The organism is Bacillus sp. FJAT-52991 (genome assembly GCF_037201805.1).
Classification (GTDB): Bacteria; Bacillota; Bacilli; order Bacillales; family Domibacillaceae; genus Bacillus_CE; species Bacillus_CE kandeliae.
This window is the reverse complement of sequence record NZ_CP147404.1, coordinates 3,301,720-3,314,067: the sequence shown is the minus strand read 5'-3', so window position 1 is coordinate 3,314,067 and position 12,348 is coordinate 3,301,720. Positions and strand designations below refer to the sequence as shown.

The following is a 12,348-nucleotide window of genomic DNA, read 5'->3' as shown; positions in this document are numbered from 1 at the left end:
CACGATATCCGTTAAATTGTCTTTCATCTTGTTTAAATGACCGATCATCTGCCCAAACTCATCCTGGCTCTCGGATTGAATGGACTGCGTTAAATTACATTCCGCAACCGCTTCAGCTAAACGATTTACTTCCTTAAGCGTCTGTCACTCCCCGGTTTTTGTCGACTAGGGGTGCAACGACGATCAGTGAAAGGAAGGAGTGGGACAAAGCATCTATTCCTTTGTTTCTTGCAGTTTTGCAATTGGACTTGTAGTTTTGCGTCGTTTCAGTTGGGAGAAGGAGAGGTATTTGTTTTTGAAAGGTTAGTTGAGAGGAGTATACGCTTTATTTTTTTGAATATTCAGTATTTTGGCACGGCGTTTGCTTGTATATATTCGTCAACGATCACAGGTTCTTTAGAAGTTAGCTGAACAAGGGGGAAAGTTGGGGGGGCAGTCAGAGGTCAAAAAAACAAAGGGGGCGTACTCATATGGTTGAAATTTTAAAGCCTCATGAGGAGAAGAAGGATGATTTTGCTTTAGAGAAAGTACCGGTTGAGGGGCGGTCGATGGGGTGGTTAAGCATTACTAATGTCACTTTAGGGGTAGCGACAGCGATGCTTTTCATTCAAATGGGCAGTTTAATGGCGATTCAATTTGGGGCAGTCAATGCATTAATTGCTGAAGTGTATGCAACGATTGTGGCTGGAGTATTAGGAATAGGTATTTGTTATTATGCAGCAAAGTCTGGCTTGAACGTTAATTTAATGGCTAGGGGTGGGGGCTTTGGCTATTTTGGTGCATCAATTACTTCATTAATATATGCCACTAATTTTATTATGTATTGTGCGATTGAAGGGTCGATTATGGCAGCGGCCGTTCATGAGTACGTGTCTTTCATCCCGATTTGGGGGTTGATGGTGTTCTTCGGCTTGATCGTGATTCCGCTTAACTGGTTTGGCATTAAACAATTGGATAAGCTACAGAAATGGTCATTGCCGCTGTTTGTTGTACTGCTTGGTGCGGGTTTTTTCCTCGTTTCGAAACATTCCACTTTTGAAGGAAGTATATGGGCATTTCTTCCAGAAGGAGGAGGAGTGGGCGGAGCTTCGTTGCTTGCTTGTATCGGAATTATGAATGGACTTGTTGGCATCATGGCACTACTCGTTTCTGATTATGCGAGATTTATTAAAAAAGAGGAGTTTACCATTGGGGTGTTGGCGGTTGGTTTTTTGCCGCAGCTTGTTTGTTTCTTAGTGATGGGGAGCATTGGCGTTTGGTTTGGTGTGCAAATGGGGGAAGAGAATCCAGGTATTTATTTCGTACAAATTCTTGGGATTGGCGGTGCGCTATTTACCATTTTAACGCAATTGCGAATTAATATAACGAACTTGTACAGCAGTTCGTTATCGTTAGCGAATTTTTTTGAAAATGTCTTCAATTTTAAGCCGAGTCGGAACTTTTGGGTCGTCTTTACATCGATTATGGCCATCGTTTTAATGTTAGGTGGGGTGTTAAATCATATTGGAAGTTTGCTCACTTTCCAAGGCGTGTTTCTTTTATCGTGGGCAGCGGTTCTTTTGTCAGATGCCATAGTGGTGAAGAGGATGTTGAAAATTGGACCAAGATACTTTGAACATCGGCAAGAGTATTTATACGCTTGGAATCCGGTGGGCGTTGGTTCTCTTATTATCGCCAGCATTGTCGGGTCGATCGCGGCTTTCGGATATATGGGTATCTTCCTGCAAAACATCGCTGCCTTCTTCGCTGCCATACTTGCCTTCATTCTAACCGTGGTGCTAGCGGTCGCGACAAAAGGTAAATACTACAGCAAAAAAACAGCCGAAGACATCGGTACAGATGAATATATAGCTTAGGTGCCTGGCACCACTCGAGTTTTGTCGAAAGCTCTGCGGATGGAATATGTCGCAGGGTTTTTTGGTCTATCGTTTCATTTTGTTCATATATTGAAAGCAGGGAGGGAGTTTTATTATTTTTTAGAAAGAAGGGATCAACATGGCTGTTAAATTCATCAAGATTTCTGTTGTGTATTTTGCTTTGGGGGTTTTGCTTGGCTATTATATGTCCATTCAGCACACGTATACGTTAAAGGGAGTTCATGTTCACTTGCTTTTACTAGGTTGGGCGGCGTTCATGTTTGCGGGTGTTATTTATTATCTATTTCCGTCACTTACATTTGGAAAGATCGCCAAAGTCCACTATTGGTTGCACAACATCGGTCTTCCTATTATGATGATCGCCTTAACCTTTCTGCTCACCACAAAAAATGAAGCCTTCACACCTTGGGTAGCACTAGGATCCACACTAACCGTACTCGGCATTCTCCTCTTCACTTATAACATACTGGCTAATTTGAAAACCATACCAAAATAGAAAAACCGGGGGGTGCCTGTCACCCCTCGGTTTTTGTCGATGCTATTTCTTTTTAGTTGGCGGAGGGTCAATTTTTTCCTCATTGTTGCCTAGTAAAAATAAGGAGATGAGACCTGATAAACTGGCGGCACCAGCGGTAATTAAAAGGCGCGTTTGTAAATCAATCATCGGATAATCCTTCTCTAACATCCACATTGCTAGGATCGCTACAACGATCATAATTGGCACCATAAAAGTCATTTTCTTCTTCATTCACCTACACCCCTTTACATAATGAATGCATTTGTCCCGCATTAACGGGCTGTAAGACCCCCACCTGCAGAAGAAGCGCAGGTATGTAGGTGGGGGATCAACAGCCCATAAACGCCCGATCGGTTCAACTAACAATCAGTGGGGGATGAAGAAAACCCCCACTGATTGAAGTTTCACTTTATTTCTAGTGTAGCATACAGGGGGTGCCTGTCACTCCTCGAATTTTGTCGAAATAATTTCTTCTTGCTAAAAAGGGAGCCTCCCGTTGAAACAGGAGGCATCCCTTCTGAAATGTTATTCATTTTCTCCGATAATTTTTACTTCGCGTTCTAAGTCTACGTTGAATTTTTCCTTCACGGTCTTTTGGACGTGCTTGATCAGCGTGATATAGTCATTGGCTGTGGCGTTGTCGATGTTGACAATGAAGCCAGCATGCTTTGTTGAGACTTCGGCACCGCCAATTCTCGTTCCTTGTAGGCCACTATCTTGGATCAGCTTCCCTGCATAGTATCCAGGTGGGCGTTTAAAGACGCTACCACAAGATGGGTATTCAAGCGGCTGCATCGTCTCTCTTCGGTTCGTTAAGTCATCCATAACGGCTTTGATCTCGTCGTAGTTTCCGGCCTTCAACTTAAATCCAGCCTCAAGCACGATATATCTATTCGTTGGGATGTTACTTGTCCGGTAGGACAAATCAAGATCGGCCGCTGCAAGCTTTAACAGTTCGCCTTCGCGGCTAATGACGATCGCATAATCCAATACATCTTTAATCTCGCCGCCGTATGCTCCGGCATTCATAAATAACGCACCACCGACTGAACCGGGAATGCCGCAAGCGAATTCAAGTCCAGTTAACTTCGCCTTCAACGCTTCTCTAGAGGCCTCAATAATCGCTGCTCCACTTTGAGCCACAAGCATATTATCCTCTGAAACATAAATTTTGTTTAAAAACTCCAAATTAATGACGATGCCGCGAATGCCGCCATCTCTTACAATTAAGTTCGAGCCATTGCCGAGCAGCGTCAATGGGATGTCATTCTCGTTAGCGAATTTGACGACTTGTTGTACCTCTTCATACGTCGATGGCGTCACGAATAAATCTGCCTTGCCACCTAGTCTTGTGTACGTATGATTTTTTAAATATTCATCAAGGTGAACATGCTTTTTATTCACCACAGTTTGTAGTTTATCGTAAAATTGACGATAATCAGTCACTTTTATCATTCCTTTTCACATTTTCACTATAATGAATTATAACAGTTTTTTTATTAAAGTATGATGATTTTGCTAAAGCATTTCAACTTTCAAGTGAAAAAATCTCGTAAGAAATAAAAAAGAGGGTGTTGTTGGTGAAAATATTAATTGATGCGGATGGGTGCCCAGTGGTTAATGAGACATGCAAGGTGGCCAAGCAGTTTGATTTTCCTGTGCTGATTTTTTGTGACACTGCACATAATATGACACGTGAAGGAGCAGAAACGATTACGGTATCAAAAGGGGCAGATGCAGTAGATTTTGTGCTCGTCAACCGGGTAGAAAAAGGGGACCTTGTGGTGACGCAAGACTACGGTTTAGCTGCGATGGTACTCGCGAAAAAAGGTGCGGCAATCGATCAAAACGGACGAAGCTATACAGCGGAAAATATTGATCAATTGCTACATAGCCGGCACACGGCAAAGAAAATTCGCCAAGCAGGTGGTCGGTTAAAGGGGCCGAAAAAGCGTCGAAAAGAAGATAATGCGATATTCGAGAAGTGTTTAATCGCTTGGTGTGAGCAGCAACAATAAGTGAGATGAAACAAGACAAGAACGAAGCGATATTGATCAACGAACGGACGAATCCTAACCTATGCTCGAAACAAACGAAAAGCTGCGAGATCTACCTATGATCTCGCAGCTTTTTCACGTTTTGACAAGGCGGACACCTCGTAAAAACAAAAAAAGAATGTGTTTACAAACAGGGGAGGTGTTCTTTATAATATTCTTTATAGAGAACATTATGTTTCTTATATTGAACAAAAGAGGCCGATTTTTTGTTTTTTGAATATTGAAATAGCTATTGATCATTTCTTATAAGCTTTATGATGTCATATTAAAACGCCTCCCGCTTTTTTGTTCGGGGAGTGACAGGTGCTTGGAAATAAAAGGAGGGGAGTATGTGTGGTTTATCAAAGACGAGTGACTGTGTTGGTGTCCATAGATGTGTTGTTGGTTTTTGCGGCGGTCGCGTTTGGACAGTTGGTGGTTGAGGGCCAGCTTGAGTTTGATAGTTTAGCGGTTTTGGCAATCGTTGCTGGGTTGGTGTGCAGTTATCAACTGTTTGCCTCAAGAAATCATTTATATAAGAAGGCGTGGTCATTTGCTAGTATTGGAGAGTTAATGGTTCTGTTTCAAACGATTACTTTATCTGTCATTAGCATGATCCCTATTCATTTTATCACGACTCAACAAGTAAATCTTCGGCTGTATGTGGTGATCTGGATGGCGCTTATGCTGTTGATTGGAGGCTCTCGTTTTTCCATCCGGGTGCTGCGTGATATGGTCCTCTTACAAGATAAAAGCAAAAAACGAACGCTAATTGTCGGAGCAGGAGATGCAGGAGCGATGGTCGTTCGACAATTGCAAAGAGAACATGACACCGACTTACAACCTGTTGTTTTCGTAGATGATGATAAAAGAAAGCATCGGCTTGAAATATTAGGCGTTCCTGTAGGGGGGAACATCGCCAACATTCAGGAAACCGTTCAAGATTATGATATTGAACATATTATTATTGCAATTCCCTCTCTTAATAAAAAAGAGATTAATAAAATTTATCAAGCCTGCTTGGAAACAAATAAACAAACGCAAATCGTACCAAAAATAGAAGAGCTCATTCTTGGAAAGTTCTCCGTCCATCAATGGCAAGATGTTTGTCCTGAGGATTTGCTGGCAAGGGAACCGATAGAACTAGCTACTGATCATATCGCAGAAGCCATTAGCGACAAGGTGGTGCTCGTCACGGGAGCAGGTGGATCGATCGGATCGGAAATTTGCCGCCAAATTGCCAATTTCACCCCTTCGAAGCTTCTACTGCTTGGTCATGGGGAAAATAGCATTTACACGATCGAGATGGAGCTGAAGGAAAAATATAAAGAACTCATACATATTATTCCTGTTATAGCAGATATTCAAGATCGGGAACGCATGCTGCAAGTGATGAAACAATATAAGCCCGATATCATCTATCACGCAGCTGCTCATAAGCATGTGCCTTTAATGGAAGAGAATCCACATGAAGCAGTCAAAAATAATATTATCGGAACAAAGAATGTCGCAGAAGCCGCTGCCCAATATGAAGTAGAGAGCTTTGTGATGGTTTCTACTGATAAAGCAGTGAATCCAACGAGTGTGATGGGCGCGACGAAACGAGTAGCAGAAATGATTGTGCAAAATATGAATAGTAGGGGCAAGACGAAATTTGTAGCGGTACGGTTTGGAAATGTACTCGGCAGCCGTGGCAGTGTCATCCCCTTGTTTAAGAAGCAGATTGGAAAAGGTGGGCCTGTGACGGTGACTCATCCAGAAATGGAACGTTATTTTATGACGATTCCCGAAGCTTCTCGACTCGTCATTCAAGCAGGTACATTAGCGAACGGTGGAGAAATTTTCGTGTTAGATATGGGGAAGCCAGTTAAAATTGTCGATTTGGCTAAAAACTTAATTAAGTTATCGGGCTTTACCACGGAAGAAATCGGTATTCATTTTACCGGAATCAGACCAGGAGAGAAGCTGTATGAAGAGCTATTGAACGCCAATGAAGTTCACGAAGAACAAGTTCACCCGAAAATTCATATCGGAAAAGCAATGATGCAAGATATGGAAGGGATCGCCTATTTGCTAGCTACATTTATGACAATGGACGGTCATACACTCGCTCATCTGTTATTAGATATCGCTCATCATCGGACGGTCATTCCTCAGAAGCCAGTAGTTATCAATACTTAAAAAAAGAGGTGTATACAAAATGGCCCAAAAGAGGATTTTTCTATCTCCTCCTCACTTGAGTGGAAACGAACAAATGTATGTGAACGAAGCATTCGCAACGAATTGGATCGCTCCAACAGGTCCGAACGTCAGTCAATTTGAAGAGAACATGGCAAAGTATGTACAAACGAAAAGTAGTGTCGCAGTGAGTTCGGGGACAGCGGCTATTCATTTGGCGCTGCTATTATTGAACGTACAAAAGGGGGATCTCGTGTTTTGTTCCACATTGACCTTTGTGGCTAGTGCCAACCCGATTGTTTATGTCGGTGCCGATCCGGTCTTTATTGATTCTGAGGAAGAGAGTTGGAATATGTCTCCTTTGGCGTTAGAGCGAGCGTTACATGAAGCGAAGAAGAACAGGCGACTCCCCAAAGCCGTGATTGTGGTGCATTTATTTGGTCAAAGTGCCAAAATGAATGAAATATTAGCGATCTGTCATCAATACAACGTGCCAGTCATTGAAGATGCAGCTGAATCTTTAGGCTCAGAGTATCAAGGGAGAAAAAGTGGAAGCTTGGGCTCCTTTGGCATTTACTCTTTTAACGGTAATAAAATTATTACAACATCCGGTGGGGGGATGCTTGTATCCGATGATGTAGAACGATTGAACCATGCAAAATATTTAGCTGCACAAGCACGTGATCCGCTCCCCTTTTATCAACATCAAACGGTCGGCTACAATTATCGCATGAGCAATGTTCTTGCAGGGGTCGGCATTGCACAATTACAGGTGCTAGATGAGCGAGTAGAGGCAAAGCGTGCTCTTTTTGTTCGTTATAAAGAATCGCTTCGTCATATTGAGCATATTCAATTTATGCCAGAGCTTGCAGGTACGAAATCGAATCGCTGGTTAACTACTTTTACGATTGACGAGAAGGAAAAAGTAACAGAGATCCTCAACGCGTTAGAAAAGGAAAATATTGAAGCAAGACGAGTATGGAAGCCACTTCATACACAACCTGTATTTTCGAGTTGTCGATATTATCCTCATCTTGAATATAAAAGTGTTTCTGATCAGCTGTTTACAAAAGGTCTTTGTTTGCCATCTGGAACAAGTATGTCCGAGCAAGATCAAGATCGAGTCATCGATATTGTTGATTCGGTTTGTCATTCATTCAAAAAAAGAGGGATCGTTCAATGACAAGACAATTACTAGTGAAAAGAATGTTAGATATTATCTTTGCTTTCGTGGGGATGATTGCTCTATTAATCGTATTTCTAGTAATTGGTATTTGTATTAAGTTCACTTCTAAGGGACCTGTTTTGTTCAAACAAGCTCGGCTTGGGAAAAGCGGAAAAGTATTCAACATTTATAAATTTCGAACGATGGTCGTAGGAGCAGAACAGCTAGGAAACGGTTTATTTCAGGATAAAGATGATGATCGGATTACAAAGGTAGGACATTTTTTACGAATCACTAGTCTCGATGAATTGCCTCAACTTTTCAATATTTTAAAAGGAGATATGAGTTTTGTCGGACCGAGACCACCGGTTACTTATTATCCTTGTCAGTTTGAGGAGTATTCTCCAGATAAAAAAATTCGTTTTCAAATGCCACCGGGTATTACCGGCTACGCTCAAGTAATGGGGAGAAACGCTTTAAGTTGGGATGAAAGAATCAAATACGATGTCCAATATATTGAGCATTTTAGCTTATGGTTAGATATGAAAATTATTTTTTTAACGATTGACAAAATTATTCGGCAAGAAAATGTATACGGTGATGACCAAAAAAGGAGCGGGAAAATTTCATGATAAAGGAAAATGTGAATTACAAAACCCTTGATCTACATCAAAGGGATGAATGGCTTCATTTCGTCATGAAATGTGAAACCTATGATGTATTCTATCTTCCGCAATATGTGCAAATGTATGAAGAGCGTGGGGAAGGGAAGGCGCAATTATTTGTGTATGAGCGGCGTGCGGAGGAGTTTGTCATTTATCCTTTTTTAAAACGGGAAATACGAGGAGCTGCTGAAGGTGAAGTGTATTATGATATCACCACTTCTTATGGATATGGAGGACCGTTATATTCTCTTAGTAGATTAAAAAACGACGACGATTTTGTTAGGGAGTTTAGAGCAGAGTTTGAGCGATATTGTAAAGCAGAAGGTATTGTTAGTGAATTTATTCGTTTTCATCCTTATTTAGAAACAGAAGCAGGGTTAGCGAGTTATGTTAATGTAACGTCTGTCGGCGAGCTGATTTACAATGATGTCACCAAGACAGAAGAGGAAATTTGGAGCGAGGTGGCTCCAAGCAAGAAGCGGCGAATTAAAAAGAGTAAGCGAAATCAAGTAGAAGTGATATTTATCGACGGAAAGGACATTGGTCCGAAAGAGATACTGATTTTCTATGATATCTATACAGAAACGATGGATAAGAAGCAAGCCTCTTCTTTTTATTATTTTTCTTTAGATTTTTTCCAAGCCTATTTCACAGCCCTTAAAGAATATATTACTTTAGCATTCGCCATGCACGAAGGTCGAGTCATTTCTGCTAATCTCTTATTAAAAAGTGAAGGGGCTGTCACCATTCACTTAAGTGCTTCTTTCAAAGCATATCTTCATTTATGTCCAAACTGCAATTTGCGATATGAGTGCATCCTGTGGGCAAAAAGAAACGGCTATCACATCGTTGACCATGGGGGAGGTAAGGAAAAAGACGACTCCCTCTATAAATACAAACAACAATTCTCTAACACTCAAACAAACTTCCACATCGGCAAGAAAATTCACAACCAATCGATCTACAACAAACTTGCAAAACAAAAATCCAAGCTAGTACAAGGAGAACAAGCTGACTTTTTCCCAGAATATCGACAGGTGCTTGTCACTCCCCGGATTTTGTCGAACAAGTAAAAAGGAGCTAAGGGTGATGAGAAATTTTTTGGTTTTTGGTGGGAGCCAATTGCAACTGCCAGCAATACAACGAACGCAAGCACTTGGGATGAAGGTGGTGGTGATCGATCGGGATCCAACCTGTATTGGAGCAAAGGTAGCGGATTATTTTGAATGTGTCGATACAACAGACTTCAGTGGAGCAGAACAGGTGGCGCGCCACTACAATGTGGTTGGTTCGATGACAATGTCCAATGACTTGGCTGTGCCGACTAGCTGCTATGTGAATGAAAGATTGAACCTCCCTTTACAAGGACAAGGACTTACAGATCTAATAACAGATAAATACAGCATGCGTCAAAAGTATGCAGCTCATCAAGTGAACTCTCCTCGGTTTTATCAAATAAGCGATTCCGATAATTTAGCTTTCATTAAGCATCAACTGCAATCTGCTTTGAAAACGAAAAGCTTTATTGTGAAGCCTAACGACAGTTCCGGAAGTCGAGGCGTCAGCAAGATGACAAATATTGATGAATTAGATGAAGCTGTCCAGTATGCGATGAGCTTTAGCCCTAGTAGAAAGGTGATTGTAGAGGAATTTATTGACGGAATCGAACTAGGGGCACTTACATTTAGTGTAGATGGAAAAATGGTTTATTGCTTCGCTCACAATGATAAAGTCTCGCAGATGGTCCAAGTCGGTCATTCATTTCCTCATCTGTTTTCTAGTGACCAAGAGATAAGGATACAAAATGAGTGCGAAAAAGCATTATCTAGCCTTGGAATTAAAAATGGTCCTTGCCTTTTAGATATTATACTCGACTCCAATGACATCCCTTTTATTATTGAAGCAGGTGCAAGGCTATCCGCTCACAAGTTACCTGACATTGTGAAAATCCATTCAGGTATTGACCTAGTAACTCTCACTGTGCAATTAGCGAGTGGGCAAAAGGTAGAGTGTCCATCAGTGACTAAAAATGAAGCAGTAGCAGTAGAAATGCTTTATTTCAATCATGATGGGATCGTTGAAAAAATCGGCGATCTATCTTCTCTTGTGCAAAAATATCAACCAATAGACTTCGCACTTCGTATTTTAGAAAAGCAAAAAATAACTAAACTCAAATCTAGCCAAGATCACTACGGGTACGTTATCTTCACTGGAAAAAACGTTGTTGAAGCAGAAAAAAAATGTACACAATTTATCGAAGAGTGCCAGTCACTCCTCGATATTCGTCGACATATTAATGAGGGGAATGTGGAGATTCAAGTTTTATGAGTGAGAGATTTTGAGTAGAAATGGGGATAAATATGAAGAAAAATTTTTTGGTTTTAGGAGGGAGTGTTGGGCAGCTACCTGCGATAGAGAAAGCACAAGCACTTGGGATGAAGGTGGTAGTGATTGATCGAGATCCAACTTGCATCGGGGCAGCAGTAGCAGATTATTTTGAGTGTGTTGATACAACGGATTTTAGCGGAGCAGAACGAGTGGCGAATGAATACAATGTAGTCGGTTCAATGACAATGTCTAATGACTTGGCTGTCCCAACTAGCTGCTATGTGAATGAAAGATTGAATCTGCCAACTCAAGGAGAAGGGCTTATGAATGCTGTAGCAGATAAATATGAAATGCGAAAAAAGTTTGCTGCTTATCAAATGTTTACTCCTCAATTTTACAAAATTGGTAATTCGATAGATTTGGTATGGGTCAAGTCCCGATTACAAACGGCTATGAAAACAAAAAACTATATTGTGAAACCAACGGACAGTTCAGGAAGTCGAGGGATAAGTAAGATTACAACGATCAACGAATTAGATCAAGCCGTCCAATATGCGATGAATTATAGCCCGAGTGGTCATGTGATTGTAGAGGAATTTTTTGAAGGGCTTGAATTTGGGGCTTTGTCATTTAGTATTGATGGAGAAATGGTCTATTGCTTCCTTCACAATGACAAAGTGACACAAATGGTTCAAATCGGTCACTCGTTCCCATCTGTTCTACCTGAGGAGCAGGTGAAAAGAGTGCAGAGCGAATGTGAAAAGGCACTCAATAGCTTAGGAATCAAGAATGGTCCTTGTCATTTCGATATCATGATGGATTCTAATGGTACTCCATTCATTATTGAAATAGGAGCTAGACTCGCCGCCCATAAAATACCTGAACTTATCGAGCTTCATTCAGGAATCGACCTCGTCTCGCTCACTGTGCAATTAGCAAGCGGACAAAAGCTTAAATGTCCATCTATCGCTGAAACGAAAGCAGTAGCAGTTGAATTCCTCCATTTTGATGAAAATGGTATTCTCGAAAAAATAGGAGACCTTTCTCTACTAAACAAAAAATATCAACCGGCAGACTTTGCTTTAAACCTATCAGAAAATCAAGAAATCTCAAAGCTCAAATCAAGTATCGATCATTGTGGTCACGTCATCTTCACTGGAAACAACGTCACCGAAGCAGAAGGCAAGTGTAAGCAATTTATCAATGAATTAAAGAATAACGTTGTCTATTCTAATGTCAAAGTATAGAGCATCAAAAAAGAGCACCCATTCACTCTTCTTTTCGGCACTATTTAACGGTCCAATATTGCGATTCCAACTGCCTGTCGTGGATAGTATTTTGCTCCTGCTTCGCTAATCAGTCGGGAAACCGTCATAATCGAGCGTGAAGGAGAGAAAATTAGTCGCCCAATGGTTCTAATTAGGCGCGAATAATCACAAATCGGGCGACAATCAGCAAAGATCAGTCGCCCATCTTCTCCGGTGATAAAACCATCAACAAAAATTGACAAAAACCGAGGAGTGACAGGCACCTCTCATCAAATTTTTTATTGCTCATTTCCATTTTCATGCTATTCTAAAAT

At 41.2% G+C, this 12,348-nt stretch carries 11 protein-coding genes and 1 pseudogene; 9 read left to right on the top strand and 3 right to left on the bottom strand.

Going from position 1 to position 12,348, the window contains the following annotated elements; translation table 11 throughout:
- Nucleotides 1-21 precede the first annotated feature (21 nt).
- Nucleotides 22-126 (bottom strand): annotated as a pseudogene (locus tag WDJ61_RS16960) (hypothetical protein); the annotation flags it as partial.
- A gap of 344 nt (nucleotides 127-470) precedes the next feature.
- Between WDJ61_RS16960 and WDJ61_RS16955 the strand changes: the two are divergent.
- Entirely contained in the window at nucleotides 471-1,856 is a 1,386-nt protein-coding gene (locus WDJ61_RS16955; protein WP_338751873.1) for a purine-cytosine permease family protein, read from the top strand.
- Between the two features lie 139 nt (nucleotides 1,857-1,995).
- Nucleotides 1,996-2,373, top strand: coding sequence for a cytochrome-c oxidase (locus WDJ61_RS16950; protein WP_338751871.1), 378 nt, complete (start codon nucleotides 1,996-1,998; stop codon nucleotides 2,371-2,373).
- A gap of 42 nt (nucleotides 2,374-2,415) precedes the next feature.
- On the opposite strand, the gene WDJ61_RS16945 is transcribed toward WDJ61_RS16950, so the two are convergent.
- Complete coding sequence (locus WDJ61_RS16945) at nucleotides 2,416-2,625, bottom strand: histidine kinase (protein ID WP_338751869.1); 210 nt, start codon at nucleotides 2,623-2,625, stop codon at nucleotides 2,416-2,418.
- 294 nt (nucleotides 2,626-2,919) lie between these two features.
- On the bottom strand, nucleotides 2,920-3,840 hold the full coding sequence (gene murB, locus WDJ61_RS16940) for a UDP-N-acetylmuramate dehydrogenase (protein ID WP_413789028.1): 921 nt from the start codon (nucleotides 3,838-3,840) through the stop codon (nucleotides 2,920-2,922).
- Nucleotides 3,841-3,971: 131 nt separating this feature from the next.
- On the opposite strand from murB, the gene WDJ61_RS16935 reads away from it, so the two are divergent.
- From WDJ61_RS16935 to WDJ61_RS16905, 7 genes are all read left to right on the top strand, one after another.
- Complete coding sequence (locus WDJ61_RS16935) at nucleotides 3,972-4,412, top strand: YaiI/YqxD family protein (RefSeq protein WP_338751865.1); 441 nt, start codon at nucleotides 3,972-3,974, stop codon at nucleotides 4,410-4,412.
- Nucleotides 4,413-4,784: 372 nt separating this feature from the next.
- Nucleotides 4,785-6,611 (top strand): nucleoside-diphosphate sugar epimerase/dehydratase, encoded by a 1,827-nt coding sequence (locus tag WDJ61_RS16930; protein ID WP_338751863.1) that lies wholly within the window; start codon nucleotides 4,785-4,787, stop codon nucleotides 6,609-6,611.
- Nucleotides 6,612-6,630: 19 nt separating this feature from the next.
- Nucleotides 6,631-7,791: an aminotransferase class I/II-fold pyridoxal phosphate-dependent enzyme gene (locus WDJ61_RS16925; RefSeq protein ID WP_338751861.1), complete on the top strand. Its 1,161-nt coding sequence runs from the start codon at nucleotides 6,631-6,633 to the stop codon at nucleotides 7,789-7,791.
- Nucleotides 7,788-8,405, top strand: coding sequence for a sugar transferase (locus tag WDJ61_RS16920; RefSeq protein ID WP_338751859.1), 618 nt, complete (start codon nucleotides 7,788-7,790; stop codon nucleotides 8,403-8,405). The genes WDJ61_RS16925 and WDJ61_RS16920 overlap by 4 nt, the downstream gene beginning before the upstream one ends.
- Entirely contained in the window at nucleotides 8,402-9,511 is a 1,110-nt protein-coding gene (locus WDJ61_RS16915; RefSeq protein WP_338751857.1) for a GNAT family N-acetyltransferase, read from the top strand. The genes WDJ61_RS16920 and WDJ61_RS16915 overlap by 4 nt, the downstream gene beginning before the upstream one ends.
- A gap of 16 nt (nucleotides 9,512-9,527) precedes the next feature.
- The gene (locus WDJ61_RS16910; RefSeq protein ID WP_338751855.1) at nucleotides 9,528-10,766 is read left to right on the top strand and encodes an ATP-grasp domain-containing protein; all 1,239 of its coding nucleotides are present in this window, start codon (nucleotides 9,528-9,530) and stop codon (nucleotides 10,764-10,766) included.
- Nucleotides 10,767-10,798: 32 nt separating this feature from the next.
- Nucleotides 10,799-12,013 carry an ATP-grasp domain-containing protein gene (locus tag WDJ61_RS16905; RefSeq protein ID WP_338751853.1) on the top strand — a complete coding sequence of 405 codons (1,215 nt, stop codon included), beginning with the start codon at nucleotides 10,799-10,801 and terminating at the stop codon, nucleotides 12,011-12,013.
- Nucleotides 12,014-12,348 lie beyond the last annotated feature (335 nt).

Bases quoted from the DNA above. Each gene is read 5' to 3' on its own strand.
- WDJ61_RS16910 (WP_338751855.1), top strand. From the start codon at position 9,528: ATGAGAAATTTTTTGGTTTTTGGTGGGAGCCAATTGCAACTGCCAGCA.
- WDJ61_RS16945 (WP_338751869.1), bottom strand. From the start codon at position 2,625: ATGAAGAAGAAAATGACTTTTATGGTGCCAATTATGATCGTTGTAGCG.
- WDJ61_RS16905 (WP_338751853.1), top strand. From the start codon at position 10,799: ATGAAGAAAAATTTTTTGGTTTTAGGAGGGAGTGTTGGGCAGCTACCT.
- WDJ61_RS16920 (WP_338751859.1), top strand. From the start codon at position 7,788: ATGACAAGACAATTACTAGTGAAAAGAATGTTAGATATTATCTTTGCT.
- WDJ61_RS16950 (WP_338751871.1), top strand. From the start codon at position 1,996: ATGGCTGTTAAATTCATCAAGATTTCTGTTGTGTATTTTGCTTTGGGG.
- WDJ61_RS16915 (WP_338751857.1), top strand. From the start codon at position 8,402: ATGATAAAGGAAAATGTGAATTACAAAACCCTTGATCTACATCAAAGG.
- WDJ61_RS16925 (WP_338751861.1), top strand. From the start codon at position 6,631: ATGGCCCAAAAGAGGATTTTTCTATCTCCTCCTCACTTGAGTGGAAAC.
- WDJ61_RS16955 (WP_338751873.1), top strand. From the start codon at position 471: ATGGTTGAAATTTTAAAGCCTCATGAGGAGAAGAAGGATGATTTTGCT.